Consider the following 16436-nt stretch of genomic DNA (forward strand, 5'->3'; position numbering starts at 1 on the left):
CCGCTCACCCGGGTACGGCGTGCCAGTCGCGCCGACGGGCCACGGCCAGCAGCAGCGCGTGCGCCCGGTCGGCCTCGGGGTTCGCGCCTCGCCGCGCGGCGAGGTCGACCAGCGCGACCAGGTCCGCCGCCCGTGCCCGGTCGAGCAGGTCGGCGCCCCCCTCCGTGACCGGGACCCGGTCCCGGTACGCCGCGAGCACCGCGTCGACGTACGCCGGCCGGCGGTCGTGGCGCAGCAGGTTGCCCAGGTCGGTGACGGGGTGGCCGGCGTGCGCGAACTCCCAGTCGAGGACCGCGACCACCTCGAGCGTCCCGGGAGCCACCAACACGTTCTTCGGGTTCAGGTCGCTGTGCACCAGGCTGCGGCGGCGTACGCCGGCCAGCACCTCGTCGGCACGCTCGGCCACCTCCTGCAGCCCGGCCCGCTCGTCGCCACCCCAGCCGTCGTCGGGGTGCAGCCGGTCGAGATGGGCGGCGACGACCCCACCGACGTCGGCCTCGTCGCCGAACGACCCGACCCGCAGGTCGCCGTCGACGAACGGGCCGGTGCCCGGCTGGGGCATGCAGGCGAGCAGGCCTGCCACGTGCCCCAGCCCGTGGCCGAGGCGGCCGAGCGCCTCGTCGTCCTCGGCCGAGCCCAGGGCGAGGTCGCCCCGCACCCCCGGCACGAACGCGGTGACGAGCATGCCCGGCGAGCCGGACGCCGGGTCGGCGCGGCGGACCTCGAGCACGTCGGGCACCGGGAGCAGCCCGCGTACGAGCGTCAGCACCGCCGCATCGACCTCGGGGGCCGCCGGTCCCCGGGCCAGCGAGCGGCCGCCGTACAACCGCACGACCGTGCGCTCGGCGCCGGCACGGGCCAGGAAGGTCTCCCCGGACCAGCTCCCCGGGAGGGGTTCCAGGGTGTAGCCGTCCGTCCCGGCGGTGGTCACCGCAGCCTGAGGCGGGCTCGCACGGTGTCGACCGTCGACCCGTCGACCGCGCGCGCCGCCAGGCGCACCACCGCGAGGTCGCCACGCCGCGCCGAGCGCCTCGGCTCGACCGTGACCCCGACCGTCCAGATCCCGCCGGGCGCCAGCACCGGTGAGCGGCGGCGCCCGTCGGGGTAGCTCAGCGCGAGCCGGAAGTCGCGGGACGGTCCTGTCGTGGCGAGCACGAAACGCGACGGTGCGCTCCCGTCGTTCTCCACCCGGACCTGGACCGTCCGACCAGCGCGACGCAGCGGTCCGGTCACGCTCTGGCGTGCCGGCCCGCCGTAGACGTCGTCACCGACCAGCGTGCGACGCGAGAAGCCGATCAGAGCGTCGGGGCGGTCCCCGGGCGCGACCACGTCGTAGTCGCACTGGACCACGGTCGTGTTGCCGGCGCCGTCCGTCGCCGTGAACGTCACCACGCGCCGACCGGGGGTCGTGGTGTCGACCGCGGAGACCTCGCACGCGTGCAGGCTCGAGCCGCCACGATCCGTGCACCGCGCACGAGGGACGACCCGGTCACCCACGGTGTAGGTGGCGCCGTCGGCCGGCATGGGCGTCATGACGTCGGGCGGGGTCGCGTCCGGCACCGGGGCCTTGTGCGCGCGGTAGCTGAAGTACCGCGGGCGCTCGGTCGCTCGCAGGTCCCACAACAGCTCGCCGCCGGGGCCGAGCTCGCTGGCCACGGCCTCCGTCGACGAGGCCCAGCCGATCATGGACCTGTCCCCGTCCAGGGGCTGCACGGACCCGGCGAAGATCGCGTACCGGTCGCCCACGACCTGCTCCTCGACCACCGTCGCACTGCCGTCGGTCTCGTCCAGCCGGAACTGCGCGATCCGCGTCGGCGTGCGGGCCACGGTGTCGCCCGCGGGATCGGCGGGGTCGATGCAGAGCGGGTTCAACGACCACGCACCGTTGTCGAAGACCTGGATGTCACCGTTCGGGAGCTCGTGGGCCGTGTGCTGCGCGCAGGGACCCCCGTCCGGTGAGCCGTCAGGATCCCTGACCGTGAAGTCGCTGGCCCGGCCCCCGAGGCGCCACACCACCTCGCCGGCCGCGAAGCCGTCGTGGGCCGTGCGCGCCACCTTGAGCACGGAGCTGAGGTGGCGGAAGGACAGCAGGAGGTCCCCGTCCTGCATCACCTCGACCGAGTTGATGTGCGCGTAGTCCGGGTCGTCCACACCGACGACGGTCTCGGCCTCCACGTCGACGTGGTCGGCGCTGTTCCACTCGAACAGCACCGAGCCGTCCGCCGCGACGTGCTGGACGACCGCGTCCGTCAGCCCGGTCCGGGTGTTCGGCTCGTAGGCCAGGAGGTACCGGGTTCCGTCCTCCTCGAGGATAGCGTCGTGGCCGTCCGTGTGCTGGAGGCCGACGGTCCGGTAGCGACCGACCTCCCGCAGCTGCTCGTCGAGCTCGACGACGTCGGCCCCACCCTCGGCCCGCCCCCTGGCCACGCTGTAGTGGCCTCCCGGGGCCGGCTTGAGATCCATCGAGTTCGCCGTGCTGACGACGAACGCCGGGACCCCGTTGGCGTCGACGGCCGTCTCGAAGAACGGTGACGGCTCGGTCCAGAGGCCGAGGGTCAGCAGCACGTGCCCGGGCGAGGGCGTGTCCAGGCTCGGCCCGTCGGTGTCGCGCTCCAGCACCGGGAACTGCGGCGGCAGGTAGAGGAAGGAGTGCACCGCGGAACCACGGTCTCCATCGACCAGGACGGCGACCTCGTCGCCGGGCTCGAGACCGTCGACGGTGCGCTCGCCCCCTCTCAGCGGCAGGCCGTCGACGGTGATCCGTGCGGTCGGGTCCGTCGTCGAGGCGCGCACGGTCACGGCGCCCCCGGTGTCCGACGCCGTGTCGATGGCATACCGCTCGACCTGCGGGTCGAAGGCCGGCCAGGTGGTGACTCCGACGCCCGTGACCTCGATCTGCACCCTTGCCCGGTCGGCTGCGGCCGACGGGGTCGTGCCGGCGGCCCCGACGGCCGGGGCGAGCGCGACGGCCAGGGCCAGAGCCAGTGCGGCAGCCGGGACCGCCCTGCGAGAGGTCATGGGCCGCAGGGTACGGGTCGGTCTGCCCCGCCGGGCAGGATCGCCGGACTCTCCCGGCGTAGGGTCCAGGGGTGGCCGAGCAGGACTTCCCACCGCCCGCCCCGGTCGTGGTCGAACGACGCACCGTCGACGAGGCCGAGTCCCGCCGGGCGAACGGCCCCGACTGGGACCGCTACGCCGACGAGTACCAGGCCACGCACGGCGCCTTCCTCGGTGACGCCGGCTTCGTGTGGGGCCCCGAGGGCCTGACCGAGGACGACGCCGGGGTGCTCGGCGACGTGGCCGGGCGTGACGTGCTCGAGGTCGGGTCGGGCGCCGGGCAGTGCTCGCGCTGGGTGCGGTCCCGCGGGGGGCGTGCGGTCGGCCTCGACCTCTCCTACCGCCAGCTCCAGCACTCCCGGCGCCTCGACGAGGCCACCGGCGTCGCCGTGCCCTCGGTGCTCGCCACCGCGACCGCGCTGCCGTTCGCCGACGCCTCCTTCGACGTCGTCTTCTGCAGCTTCGGCGCCCTGCAGTTCGTCGCCGACCTCGACGTCGCGCTGGCCGAGGCCGCACGCGTGCTGCGTCCCGGGGGCCGGCTGGCGTTCTCGATCACCCATCCGACGCGATGGATGTTCCCCGACGACCCGGGCCCCGACGGCCTGACGGCCGTCTCCTCCTACTGGGACCGCACGCCGTACGTCGAGGTCGACCCCACCACCGACGAGGTGGCCTACGTCGAGCACCACCGCACGCTGGGCGACTGGGTGGCGCTGCTGCGCGCCGCCGGCTTCGTGATCACCGACCTGCTCGAGCCGCGCTGGCCCGAACACCACGACCGGGTCTGGGGCGGCTGGTCGCAGCTGCGCGGCCGACTGACGCCGGGCACCGCGATCGTCGGGGCGGACCTGCGGGGCTGACCTGAGGGACCGCCTGGGGGACCGACCTGGGACGTGTCATGAGATGCAGGTCCGGGAGCCTTGAGAACCTGCATCTCATGACGCATGTGGCTCTCTCGCCACGGGCGGGGTACGCAGCACGGCCCCGGTCCGGGGACCGGGGCCGTGCTGGCTCGTGCTGGTGGGTGGTGCCGGTGACTCAGACCCCGGCGCCGGCCATCGGCCGCGAGTCGCGACCGCTGTGCGTCGCCGACCTGTTCCGTCCGCCCACCAGCAGGAGGACCAGGCCGCCGAGGAGCAGCAGCGGGCCGCCGATGAAGCCGATCAGCGGCACGGTGCGCATCAGGAGGTCGAGGCTGGATGCGTTGTCCTGGGCGTCCGCGACGTTCGTCGCGACCTGCTCGTCGGTGAAGGCCAGCTCGAGGTCGAGAGCCTGGGTCCCGTCGTCGAAGAACCGCTGCTGCTGCTCGGTCTGGTTCACGATCGCTCCGGTGCGGGGGTCGACGTAGATCTCCTTGACGTCGTCATAGGTGCCGTCGATCTCCTCGGAGAGCCCGCTGACCAGCACGGGTGCGTCCCGCACCTCGATCCGGTAGACGTTCGTCTCGAGGCCCTCGATCTCCTCGGTGCGGTCGAAGACGGCGTCGACGGCCACCTGCGCGGTGCTGTCCCAGTAGGGATAGGTCTCCTGTTCGGCATCGAAGGGCCACTTGTTGATCAGGCCCTCGTGCTCGACGGGCTCGAGGTCGGTCGGCACCGCCAGGGCGGTGCTCCGGTCGGTCGCCGCGACGTCGGTCGGGCTGACCGTGACCACGAAGTCCTCCTCGGCGGGGCTGTAGCACTCCCGCGGCTGGCCGAGGTCCTCGTTCAGGCACGTGTTCGTGGTGAAGACCACCGTGTCGTCGGTGGAGGCCTCGGTGTCGGACTTCGTGATCGACAGCGCGTAGACGTCACGCGTCTCCGAGAGCTCCTGCGTCTCGGTGTCGAGCGTGGCGACCTGGCCCTCGAGCTCGGTGGTGGTGTCGATCTCGATCGGGGTGCGCTGCACCTGCCCCGGCACCCAGGTGACCGCGACGATCGCCGCCACCAGCAGGAAACCGCCAATTCCGATCAGTACCGCTCCGACGATCTTGCGCACCGTGTGTCCTCCCAGACCTCGCGTCAACCGCCAGAAGGTAGCGCACGTCACACCCTCGGGACGCACCGCCGTGCCCGTAAGTTACCGACCGGTTACCCAAGGCCCGGGCAAGCACGGACCTAAGTCCCGACGCGGGTCACCCATGGCGTAGCGCTCGACGGCACCGGGCTCGGCCGCTGTGCCATCATCGCCGTCGTGAGCGGGGCGGCGGGCGGGTGAGCAGGTCACCCGACGAGCACCCCGAGCAGCGCACCCGCGTCACACTGGTGGCCGTCGGCGTCGTCACCGTCGCTCTCGTGCTCCGGGGCTGGGCCCTCTACCCGTCGTGGTTCTACCTCGATGACCTGCAGATGCTCGACGACGCGGCCCGAACCGGGCTCGGGACCGACCTGCTGCTCACGCCGTACGACAGTCAGCTCATGCCGGTGGGCCGGTTCCTCGCCTGGGTGGTCACGACCGGCGGCCTCGTGGACTGGCCTCTGGCGGCGACCCTGACCCTGGCCCTGCAGCTGGCCGCGTCGGCGTGCTGCTGGTGGATGGTCACCACGCTGGTCGGGGTCCGGTGGGGCGCGCTCGCCCCGTTGACCTTGTACCTGGCCTCGGCGATGACGCTGCCGGCCTTCATGTGGTGGGCCGCGAGCCTGAACGCGCTTCCGCTCCAGGTCTGCTTCTTCGCCGCGGTCGCGGCCTGGGTCCGCTACCTGCGTGGGCAGGGCAGGCGGTGGCTCGCAGTGACGCTCCTGGTGCTGGTCGTCGCGCTCGCCTCGTACGTCAAGGCACTGGTCCTCTTCCCGGTGCTGGCAGTGCTCACCCTCGGCTGGTTCGTGCCGGGTTCGCCCCGCGACCGCGTCGTGAGCGCGGCACGACGCTGGTGGCCTGCCCTCGTCCTCGGCGTCGGGCTCGCCACGGCCTATCTGACGTACTACCTGGTCACGGTCCCGCAGCTCACCACCGACTCCACGTCCTCGTCCGACGTCGCGGTCCCCCTGGCCGGCACGATGCTCGGACGTTCGTTGCCCCTCGGACTGGTGGGCGGCCCCTGGACCTGGTCCCGCATCAATCCCCCGGTCGGGGTCGTGGACGCCCCCGGGTGGGCGTTGATGCTGAGCTGGGTCGTGCTCCTCGGCCTGGCTGCGTACCTCGCTGCGACCCGGGTCCGGACCGGACGGGTCTGGTTGCTGCTCGGTGGCTCCGCCGCCCTGTCGTACGCGTTGCTGCTCGTGACACGCGCTCCCGTGGTCGGGTCCATCGCCGGCCTCGAGTACCGGTACCTGAGCGACGTCACCTGCGCCGCCGTCCTCACCCTCGCTCTGCTCACCATGCCGCTGCGCGAGGGCGAGGGCGGCACCGAGCCGCGAGCAGACCCCCTCATCGCGCTGCCGACCCGGCGGGTCGGGGTCGTCCTCACCGTCGCCCTCGCCCTGTCGGGCACCGTCAGTGCGGTCGGGTACGCCAGGATCTGGCACGAGGACAACCCGGGGCGGGACTACCTCCGCGCCACGCAGGACTCGCTCCGCGACGGCGGGCCGCAGGACTTCGCCGACACCGTGGTCCCCGACGACGTCATGCCCGGCTTCCTCTTCCCGTTCAACACCACCCCGAGGCTGCTCCCCCTGGTCGTCGACGACGTCTCGTTCCCCCAGGTCACCGACGACCTCCTCACCCTCGCTCCCGACGGCGCAGCCCGACGGGCCTTCCTGGACCCCGCCACCAGGAGCGAGCCGGGACCTGACGGCGCGTGCGGGTGGCGGGTCGGGACGGGGCCGGTGTCGATCCCGGTGCGGCGGACCACGCTCGACTTCACGTGGTGGTTGCGCCTGGGCTACCTGTCGTCGGGCGAGGCCTCGATGACCGTCGCCGCCGCCGGGGAGACCGCCGAGGTGCCGGTCCGCAGCGGGTTGCACAGTCTCTTCATCGAGGTCGAGGGCCCGGTCTCCTCGGTCGACCTCAGCGACCTGACCCCCGGAACCACGGTGTGCGTCGACGTCGTCGAGGTCGGCACCGTCCAACCAGGAGGCCCCCTGTGACCCCGTCCTCGCACCTCGGCGACCACCTGGTCCCGGCGCCTCCCCGCTCGGGCCCGCGCTTCCCGGCGCTGGACACCCTTCGGCTCGTCGGAGCCCTCTGCGTCCTCACCACCCACGTGGCCTTCTGGTCGGGCGACTACACCCGTCACGGCGTCTGGGGAACGTTGCTGGCCCGTCTCGACGTCGGGGTCGCGATCTTCTTCGTCCTGTCGGGGTTCCTCCTGGCGCGGCCCTGGATCATGGCGGGGCTCGACGCTGCGCCTCGCCCGGACCCCCTGTCGTACCTGCGCCGTCGCTGGTGGCGGATCGCGCCGCTCTACCTCCTCACGGTGGCCCTCGCGCTCGCCCTCGTCGAGGACAACCGTGGGCTGGGCTGGGGCGAGCGCGTCAGCACGGTGCTGATGCTGGACACCGTCACCAGCACCTCGTTCCCCGCGGGCCTCACCCACATGTGGAGCCTGGCCGTCGAGGTGTCCTTCTACCTCCTGCTCCCCCTGCTGATGCTTCTGCTCCTCGGCCGCACCGGGCGTGGACCCACCTCCACCCGTCGCATCTGGACCGGTCTCCTCGCGATGACCGTGGTCTCGGTGTGGTGGCACCTCGACGGGGCGGCCCGGGTCGGCTCCTCGACCGGTGGCAGCCCGACCCAGTGGCTCCCGGCCTTCCTGACCTGGTTCGCGATCGGCATCGCCCTGGCACTGCTGCAGGTGCTGCTGGTCCGAGGACGCAGCCCCCGAGCGGCCGGTGCGGTGCACGCCCTCGCCCACCAGCCCGGCGCCTGCTGGGCGCTCGCCGCGGGCCTCCTGCTGGCCTCGGCCACGCCGGTCGCGGGCCCGGCCATGTTCGCCGCTCCCACGCCTGCCCAATCGCTGACGAAGCACCTGCTCTACGCGGCGGTCGCCCTCCTCGTGGTCCTGCCCAGCATCCTGGGGCGCCGCGAGCACAGCCGGTACGACACCGTGCTCTCGGCCACCCCGCTGCGGCGGCTGGGCTGGATCAGCTACGGCGTGTTCTGCCTCCACCTGCCGGTGCTCCACCTGGTCATGTGGGCCACCGGATGGGAGCTGTTCGCGGGCCGCGGGCTGCAGATCTTCGTGGTCACGGTGCTGCTGAGCCTGCTGGCCGCAGAGGCGGCCTACCGGTTCGTCGAGCTGCCGGCGCTGGCCCTGGGACGACGCCCGAGCAGGTTCACCCGGAACCGGGGCACGCGCACCGGGCCGTCCGCCGCGGACGACGACGCCAGTGCCAGCGCCGCGAGCGCCGGGACGCAGAGGTAGGCCGGACCGCTGGCGGCACCGGCCCAGCCCGTGGCACTGCCCCAGGGCAGGACCGCGTACCAGGCGGCCGCCCCCAGCAGTGGCACGGCCGGCAGCCAGGCGCCGATCTCGGCGTCGGCACGTGTGCGTGCCAGCAGGAGCAGGGTGGCCACCGCCCCCGCAGCGACGACCGCGGCGATCCACCCCGCGACCAGCCCGGGGACGACCACGGCCACCGGCAGCGCCGCCCACCACGGCAGGGCGCGCTCACCGTCGACCGGTGGTCGGGGCGTCACCCGACGACGGGGCGGGAGCGCGAGGACCACCAGCAGCAGGAGGGACAGGACGGCGCCCCCGAGGAGACCGCCCCGGTAGGCGGCATCCGGGCCGAACCGGACGGCCATCGGTGCAGCCGACCCGCCCGGGGCGCCGGGGTCCACCCACCAGCCCTGCTGCCAGCCGTCGACGACGACCGGTTCCGCGTCGACGCCGCCGACGGAGGCCGACCACCCGGCGTTGGAGTTCTGCCGCAGGGCGACGAGGTCGTCACCCGAGGACGGCACGAGCTCGCGCCCCACCGGGTCCGTCCCCGACCCGATCGCCTCAGCCGGGTGGGGGACGGCGAGCCCGGGCACGGTGCCGCCGCGCCGGGTCAGGACGACGGTCGCGCCGGTCGTCGCTCCCCTCCCCCCGAACCCGATCCGATGGGTGCCGTCCGCCAGGACCAGCCCCCCACCGTCCGGCTCAGCGGCCCTGGACCCCCGGGCGCAGGGGACGGCGGGCACCGGCACGCCCCGGTGGAGGGCGTCCGGCGAGGCGGTGAGCTCGGTGCGGGTGCGATCCCCGTCGACCACGAGGTCGGGACCGCTGCCGCAGCCGAGCGTGGTCGGATCGATGGGGAACGTCAACGGGAAGAAGGGCACGCCGCGCAGGCGCACCTCCCCCACACCTACCGGCACCTCCGAGGCCTGGGCCGCGAAGTCGAGGTCGGTCGCGGGCTCGGCCTCCAGCACGTGGATCTCGAGCTGGTCCGTCCGGATCCCCGGCAGGCGCACGCGACCGTCGTCGAGCTCCACGACGGTGCGGCCGCCGGGCCAGACGACCCGGACCTCGGTCGGGAGGCGGGCCGCGGTGCCGCGGGCGACCCGGAGGTCGAGACCGCGCACCGTCCGCTCGCCCAGCCACGCCAGACGCAGCACCGGTCGGATGTCGGCGGCCGCGGCCAACCAGGTCGTCCCGAGGTCGCCGTCGACGGTCGACGACGGGGCGGCCCGGGGGTCCTCGGACCCCGAGGTGGACGCGAGGACCGAGCCCGGCTGACCTCGCTGCACCGCCTGCTCCAGCGCGGCCCCCGCCCGGGGCCGGGCGCTCAGCGTCACGTCCCAGGTCGCCGCGCCGCCGAGGTCGACCCGCCGATCGAGGCCACCGGGTTCCTCGGAGGACGGGTCGCGACCCAACCGGCAACGCACGTCAGCCCCGACCTCGGCGCACCCGCGCCGTGCCTCGAGGTCCGCTCTCAGCACCACCGCGTCCGGTGGTCCCCAGGCGCTCGGCAGCGTCGGGACCGCCAGCGTGCGCTCGACCGTGAGGCCGTCGACCTCCACCTCCGCCAGGGCGACCTGCTGGCCGGCCGTGACTCCGACGACCCCGACGACCTCGGTCCACCGCTGGTCCCCCGGCACCGACACCACGACGGACTCCCGCGGCCCGAGGTCCAGCACCTCGCTGGTGTAGTCGTCGAGCACGATCCTGACCCGTTGGTTCAGCGGCGCGGAGCCGCCTCCGGTCACCCGGACCTCGTCCACCGTCCGTCCACCGTCGAGGCCCACCTCCCAGCGTGCGGCGGCGGTGTCCGAGCCCGAGACCCACTCGGAGCCCATCGAGCCGTCGACGGCGGCGAAGGGAAGGGTCCCGCGGTCGCTGCCCCCCGGGGTCCCGGCGTCCGACCGCGACGAGGTGGCCGACACCGTCCGTGCCCCCTCGAGCTGCGCCGAGGTCGTCCATCCCTCGGCGGCCTCGGGGAGGTAGTCGGGGACCGGGCTCGTGGTGCGTCGGGAGTCGCCGGGGGTCACCACGGCCGAGGCGCCGTCGTGCAGGCGGCCGAAGGCGCGCTCCCGGGCGCGCAACCCGTCGGTGAGCACCACGGACCCCGGTGGTCGGCGGTCACCCAGGTCGGTGGCCAGGATGCTCGGGGCCTCACCGAGAAGCCCGAGGTCGACCAGGTCCAGGAGGTCCTCCGGGCCTCCGGCGACGACGCTCGGGGCGGCCGTGGACACCGCCGACGGCACGTCGGAGCCACCCACACCGAAGACCTCGACCGCGGGGTAGCTGGCCTGCCACCCTCCGTTGACCAGCACCCGCTGACCGTCCCGCTCGAGCTCGGGCTCGCCGCCCACGACCGGCCCGAAGTCCGCCACGCGCGTGATGCCCGGCGAGGTCGCCAGCGCCTGGTGCACCAGCACCGGGTCGGGCACGTCGTCGGAGGGCGCCAGGTCGTTGCGCACCAGCAGGTACTCGATCCCGGCGCGACGCAGGTAGGTCGTCAGACCGGCCGATCCCCGTCCCTCGTCGAGACGCGCCTCGACGGCGTCGAGCATCCGGATGTTGCCCGGTGGCGTCAGCGGCACCACGTTGCGCACGGCCCACCGCGACCCGGCCAGCCACTGCATCGGCTCGTCCCGCGGCCTGCCCCAGAGGTACTCGCCGAACGCCGAGCCGGGCACGACCAGGGTCGCGGCGTCGGAGGAGTTCTCGTCCAGCCACGTCGCCGCCTCGGCCCAGTAGGCGGGCGTTGCCAGGAAGGCGCCCGCCGGCGCGACGCGCCCCTGCAGCACGGGCAGGCTGGTGGCCACCACCGCGAGCAACGTGGAGGCCAGCACGACACCCCGGTTGACCCGGAACGCCAGCGGCGGCGGCTCCGCCGCGTCGTCCGCGTGGTCCCGCCGACGCAGCAGCAGCCGGTCGAGGCAGAACCCCACCCCCAGGACCAGGGGCAGCCGCAGCACGAGGTCGAACTTGTGCACGTTGCGCAGCGGCGACAGCGCGCCGTCCAGGAGCGCCTGCACCTCAGGGGCGAACCAGCCCTGCACCACCCCGGTGTGCCCGGCGGCGACGAGCACCACGCCGACCAGCGCACCCAGCGCCAGGAACGCCCGGTGGGGCGTGCGGTGGTGGGCGAGCCCGGCGACGCCGACCACGAGCAGGATCCCGCTGTTGAGGGCGACGGCCGGGGTGGAGATCAGGACGTTGCCGCCCACCGACCCCGGGTCCAGGTAGGGGATCCAGTTGCTCGTGCCGCGCAGGGTGTCGAACAGCGTCGCCGGGAACGTCGTCACGGCACCGGTCTCGATGAAGTCGAGGAAGGGCGGGCTGTAGGCGCCCATCAGGAACAGCGGGACCAGCCACCACGCCGTGGCCAGCGCCGTCAGCGCCGGCCACCACAGCATCAGGGCCCGCCGACGGGGACCCGGGCTGCGGGTGAGCAGCCAGATCACGCCGAGCGGGAGCACGGCGGCGGTGGCGGCCGCGTTGACCCCGCCGACCATGCCCACCGCCAGGGCGGCCAGGGCCGCCGCCCGGCGGGGCGAGCCCCGTCGGGACCCCAGGACCAGCGGGAGCAGGACCCAGGGCGCCACGGCGGCCGGCCACGCCTCGATCGAGATCGGGCCGAGCACCGTCAGCATCCTCGGTGAGAGCGCGTAGGCGAAGCCAGTCACCAGGCAGGCGAGATCGGTCCGCACCCCGAGCGCCCGCGCGAGGACCACGGCGCCGGTCAGCGCCACCGACAGGACCAGGCCCCACCAGAGCCGCTGGACCACCCAGTCGGGGGCCGTGAGCTGGTCGCCCAGCCAGAAGAACGGACCCATCGGCCACCAGTAGCCGTACGCCTGGTTCTGCAGCTGACCCAGCGCACCCTGGGAGTCCCACAGGTGCGCGGCCCGGCCGAGGAACGCCCCGGGGTTGCCCGACAGGTCGACCTTGGTGTCCGACACGACGAGTCCGGGGGCCTGGACCATCACCGCTCCGACGAGCACCGCGCACGCGGCCAGGACCCGGATCCACAGCTGCGCGGTCATGCGTGGCTCGTCCGCGCCAGGTGTCATCGGCGGCGGACCACGAGGACCAGGTTCCACGTCACGAGCTCGCCGAGCACCGGGACGCGGGCCACCCACCAGGCCCAGCGCGGGTGGTAGCGCGGGAGCACGGCCACGACCTCCACGTCGCCGCGTCGGGCACGCGACGCGGCCCAGCGACGGCCCGCTGCCGCCGTGACGGCGAAGAGGGACTCCCCGAAGCGGTTCTTCGGCTCGTGACCGTGCTCGCGGGCGTAGCGACGGCGGGCACGCCCACCCCCCAGGTAGTGCCAGGGGGACGTCTCGTGGCCTCCCCAAGGTCCCCACCACAGCGTGTAGCTGAGGAAGACGAGGCCGCCGGGGCGGGTCACCCGGACCATCTCGTCGGCCATCAGCCAGGGGTCCGGCACGTGCTCGAGGACGTTGCTGGAGTAGCAGACGTCGAGGCAGGCGTCGCGGAACGGCAGGGCCATCCCGCTGCCGATGACGGTGCCGGAGGCGGCGCGCCCCAGACCCGTCAGCTCGCCGACGTCCGCGTCGAGCGCCAGGTAGGTCGCACCCCGGGCGGTGAAGGCGTCGCGGAAGTAGCCCGGCCCGCCCCCGACGTCCAGCAGCAGGGCCCCGTCCAGCGGGGCGAACGAGGCCAGCTGGACGGCCGAGTCGCGCGCCAGCGAGCCGTAGAACCGGCCCGGGTCGTCCTGCTCGTGACGGAAGTCGCGCAGCAACCCGACCGAGCGTGCCAGCGTCGCCCGGAAGCGCGTGTCGGGTCGAGGCTGGGCTGGCACGCGGTGGAGCGTACCGCCGAGTAGCCCTGGCCCCGTGACGGGCGCCACCTGCCGTCGGAGCGCCCGGGGCGGGGTCTACCGTGTGCGCGGTGCGCCCCCTGACCGACCGCCCACCGCTGGACCCCGAGGAGCTCACCGGGCGATCGGTGGTCTTCCTGAGCTGGCGCGACACCCGCAACCCCGAGGGTGGCGGCGCCGAGCGGTTCCTGGAGAAGATCGCCGCCGGCCTCGTGGTCCGGGGTGCCGAGGTGACGATCTTCTGCGCCGCCCACGACGCCGCCCCGGCGGAGGAGGTCGTCGACGGCATCCGGTTCGTCCGTCGCGGCAGCAAGATGGGGGTCTACCCGGCCGGGCTGCGCGCCCTGCGTCGAGGCGACCTCGGCCGCCCCGACGTGGTCGTCGACGTCCAGAACGGCATGCCCTTCCTGGCCCGCCTGGCCACCCGGGCGCCGGTGGTCGTCCTGATCCACCACGTCCACCGCGAGCAGTGGCCCGTGGTCTACCCGGGCCTGGTCGGACGGGTGGGGTGGTGGATCGAGCACCGGTTGGCGCCGCTGGTCTACCGGGCCTCGCAGTACGTCGCGGTCTCGCGCGCGACCCGTGACGAGCTCCTCGGGCTCGGGGTGGCGCGCGAACGGGTCGCGGTCGTCCACAACGGGACCGACCACCCGCTCGCGGTCGAGGGCGGGCCCTCACCGACGCCGCTGGTCGCCGTCGTCGGCAGGCTGGTCCCCCACAAGCAGGTCGAGCACGCGGTCGACGCGGTCCTCGCGCTGCGCGAGGTGCACCCGGGGATCCGCCTGAGCATCGTCGGCAGCGGGTGGTGGGAGGAGGACCTGCGTGCCTACGTCGCCGAGGTGGGCGCCACGGACCTGGTCGACTTCGAGGGTCAGGTGGACGAGGCGCGCAAGCACGAGATCTACGAGCGCGCGTGGGTGCTGCTGCTGCCCTCCCTCAAGGAGGGCTGGGGACTGGTGGTGGGTGAGGCGGGCATGCACGCCACCCCGACCATCGCCTACCGGTCCGCCGGCGGCACCCGGGAGTCGATCGAGAACGGCGTGTCCGGGCTCCTGGTCGACACGCAGGCCGAGCTGACGCAGGCGCTGTCCGAGGTGCTGGCGACGCCGGACCTGCGGGCCGGGCTGTCGCGGGGGGCGGTCGAGGTGAGCCGCCGGTTCACCTGGGAGCACGCCCAGCACTCCTTCGCCCTCGTCCTGGCCGAGGTGCTCCGGGGCAACCGGGTCGATGCCGCCGACCCCGAGGACGTCCCGGGCTGAGCGCGGACCCGACCGGGTCCGGGGTTCAGCGCGTCGGGCTCAGGGTGCGGTGCCGTAGGTGACGTCCGAGACCTCGGACTGGCTCACCGACGTCGGGGAGTCCTCCGGGGCGGCCGTCTGGCTGTTGACCAGGCTCACCACGGTCACCGTGGCTACGACGCCTCCCGCCACGACACTCGCGATCGTGCTGAGCAACACCGTCAACGTCACTGGGGCCTCCTAGCCGTCGGCTGCCCTCGCAGCCGGGACGGATCATAGCCCAGGTGTGGCGGCAGTCACGACTCGACGCGGCGACGCCGACGCGCGGTCCAGACGGCGGCCGGACCGGCGAGCACACCAGCCGCGACGGCCGCCGTCCACGCCGCCCACGCGAGCCCCATCACCACGACGTCGACGCGCGGCACGTCCTGCCGTGCCGGCCCCGGGACACGGGAGACCCGCAGCCCGTCCGGTCCGTCCTCCACCACCACGCCGACACCCAGGTCGGCCAGCCCCGACGCGCGCTCGTCGGCGTCCGGGGAGGCCAGCACCGCGGCGGCCGCACGCGCGCGGGGGTCCTCGCCGTCGACCGCGGTCTGCGAGACGAGGAGATCGTCGGAGAAGACGGCCTCTCGGCGGAGGTAGCGGGGCAGGGGGTCCAGCACCTTCCGGTCGTCGTTCCACCCGGGCTGGCGGTAGCTGGAGAACGGCAGCACGAGCACGTCCCCGGGCAGGCCGGCGACGGTCCCGCGGGCGGCGGCCCAGCTCGCCGGGTAGGTGCTGGGCGACAACCGTCCCCCGACGCCGAGCGCCGCCTCCGGCATCAGCGCCACCGGCCACGCGAGCAGGACCAGCCCGACCACGACGCCGGGGGCCGGTCCCATCCCGCCACGCTCGGCGAGACGCCGGGCCGCGGCGTGCACCGCCCCAGCACCGGTCGCGGCGAGCACCACGACCAGGGGCACGCACAGCACCAGGCTGCGCGCGCCGTCCCTCAGCACCCCGACTCCGGGCACCTCGGCGCCGAGCCAGCCGATCGCGCCGGGGGCCAGCCAGGTGAGCAGCGCACCGGCGTACCCCACGACCCAGGCGAGGAGCGCGGGCCGCAGCAGCCGACCCAGGTCCCGGCCCGGGCGACGCGCGGCCGCCGCACCCGCAGCGACGAGGAGCAGCAGGACGACGGTCGCGGCGACCCCGAGCGCCCCGGTGCGGGAGGCCGGGACGACCTCGACGTTCCAGATGCCTCCCAGTCCGAGCGCGGCGATCGGAGCCGGGAGGAACCCCTCCCCCCGCAGCGCGAAGACCTCGGCCGCTGCGGGGTCGGAGGTCGCCGCGCCGGCGTGCAGCAGGCCCGCCGCCACCCACGGGAGGTTCCCGACCACCACGAGGGCGGCCCGCCGGCGCCAGGACGTGGCGCGGCCCGCCACCAGCAGCACGACCGTCGTCATCAGCCCGGCGCTGGCGCTGAGGCACCCGAGGGGCACCAGCACCCACAGCCGACGGGCGGGCCGGTCGCCCGGACGGGCGGCCCAGGTCGCGGCCGCGACCCAGGGCAGGACGGCGTACCCGACCAGCAGGGGCCAGTGCCCGATCAGCAGACGCTCGACCACCAGCGGGTTCCACACCCAGAGCGTGACCGCGACCAGTCGCGCGAGGGCACCGCTCGACCGGGGCAGGAGCCGCGCGGCGCCGACGCCGCCGAGGGCCAGCGGGAGCAGCAGCACGAGCACCTGCAGGAGCCCCCCCGGGACGACCTCGTCGAGGACGGCGACGACGGCGTCCGAGGGCACCGCCCGGGGCAGGCCCGACCCGAGGCCGAGCGCGGTCGGGGTCAGCGCCAGGTCGTCGACCCACACCATGTCGTAGGACAGCACGAAGCCACGGCCGACGGAGGCGCCCGCCACCGGCCCGAGCACCACGAGGGCGAGCACCCACGACCACGCCGCCGGCAGCCACGCACGCCACCGCCCGGTCTCCCCCACGCCCCCCATCATCGCGTGACCTA

10 protein-coding genes and 1 pseudogene are annotated in these 16436 nt (G+C 74.4%); 4 read left to right on the forward strand and 7 right to left on the reverse strand.

Annotation, left to right across the window (positions count from 1 at the left end):
* Positions 1–4: 4 nt before the first annotated feature.
* On the reverse strand, positions 5–931 hold the full coding sequence (locus ENKNEFLB_RS15595; RefSeq protein WP_246535583.1) for a phosphotransferase: 927 nt from the start codon (positions 929–931) through the stop codon (positions 5–7).
* Positions 928–3018 (reverse strand): aryl-sulfate sulfotransferase, encoded by a 2091-nt coding sequence (locus ENKNEFLB_RS15600; protein WP_214056241.1) that lies wholly within the window; start codon positions 3016–3018, stop codon positions 928–930. The genes ENKNEFLB_RS15595 and ENKNEFLB_RS15600 overlap by 4 nt, the downstream gene beginning before the upstream one ends.
* 71 nt (positions 3019–3089) lie before the next feature.
* On the opposite strand from ENKNEFLB_RS15600, the gene ENKNEFLB_RS15605 reads away from it, so the two are divergent.
* Positions 3090–3917 carry a class I SAM-dependent methyltransferase gene (locus ENKNEFLB_RS15605; protein WP_246535584.1) on the forward strand — a complete coding sequence of 276 codons (828 nt, stop codon included), beginning with the start codon at positions 3090–3092 and terminating at the stop codon, positions 3915–3917.
* A gap of 178 nt (positions 3918–4095) precedes the next feature.
* Here the strand turns inward: ENKNEFLB_RS15605 and pgfA are convergent, their stop codons facing one another.
* Positions 4096–5034, reverse strand: coding sequence for a cell envelope lipid trafficking protein PgfA (gene pgfA, locus ENKNEFLB_RS15610; protein WP_214056242.1), 939 nt, complete (start codon positions 5032–5034; stop codon positions 4096–4098).
* Between the two features lie 215 nt (positions 5035–5249).
* Here pgfA and ENKNEFLB_RS15615 point away from each other — a divergent pair, with 215 nt between their 5' ends.
* On the forward strand, positions 5250–7061 hold the full coding sequence (locus tag ENKNEFLB_RS15615) for a hypothetical protein (RefSeq protein ID WP_214056243.1): 1812 nt from the start codon (positions 5250–5252) through the stop codon (positions 7059–7061).
* On the forward strand, positions 7058–8338 hold the full coding sequence (locus ENKNEFLB_RS22670) for an acyltransferase family protein (protein WP_338040914.1): 1281 nt from the start codon (positions 7058–7060) through the stop codon (positions 8336–8338). Before ENKNEFLB_RS15615 ends, ENKNEFLB_RS22670 begins: the two co-directional genes overlap by 4 nt.
* Before the next feature lie 914 nt (positions 8339–9252).
* On the opposite strand, the pseudogene ENKNEFLB_RS23225 reads toward ENKNEFLB_RS22670, so the two are convergent.
* Together ENKNEFLB_RS23225 and ENKNEFLB_RS15625 are read right to left on the reverse strand one after the other, a co-directional pair.
* Positions 9253–12420 (reverse strand): annotated as a pseudogene (locus ENKNEFLB_RS23225) (DUF3367 domain-containing protein); the annotation flags it as partial.
* Entirely contained in the window at positions 12417–13175 is a 759-nt protein-coding gene (locus ENKNEFLB_RS15625) for a class I SAM-dependent methyltransferase (protein ID WP_214056245.1), read from the reverse strand. The pseudogene ENKNEFLB_RS23225 and the gene ENKNEFLB_RS15625, both read right to left, overlap by 4 nt.
* A gap of 89 nt (positions 13176–13264) precedes the next feature.
* Here ENKNEFLB_RS15625 and ENKNEFLB_RS15630 point away from each other — a divergent pair, with 89 nt between their 5' ends.
* Positions 13265–14452 (forward strand): glycosyltransferase family 4 protein, encoded by a 1188-nt coding sequence (locus ENKNEFLB_RS15630; protein ID WP_246535585.1) that lies wholly within the window; start codon positions 13265–13267, stop codon positions 14450–14452.
* Positions 14453–14491: 39 nt separating this feature from the next.
* Here ENKNEFLB_RS15630 and ENKNEFLB_RS15635 read toward each other — a convergent pair whose 3' ends face one another.
* Both ENKNEFLB_RS15635 and ENKNEFLB_RS15640 read right to left on the reverse strand, forming a co-directional pair.
* Entirely contained in the window at positions 14492–14662 is a 171-nt protein-coding gene (locus tag ENKNEFLB_RS15635; protein ID WP_214056246.1) for a DUF2613 family protein, read from the reverse strand.
* Positions 14663–14727: 65 nt separating this feature from the next.
* The gene (locus tag ENKNEFLB_RS15640) at positions 14728–16413 is read right to left on the reverse strand and encodes an MmpA family trehalose lipid delivery protein (RefSeq protein ID WP_214056247.1); all 1686 of its coding nucleotides are present in this window, start codon (positions 16411–16413) and stop codon (positions 14728–14730) included.
* Positions 16414–16436 lie beyond the last annotated feature (23 nt).

It is taken from the genome of Nocardioides aquaticus (assembly GCF_018459925.1).
GTDB classification, from domain to species: domain Bacteria; phylum Actinomycetota; class Actinomycetes; order Propionibacteriales; family Nocardioidaceae; genus Nocardioides; species Nocardioides aquaticus.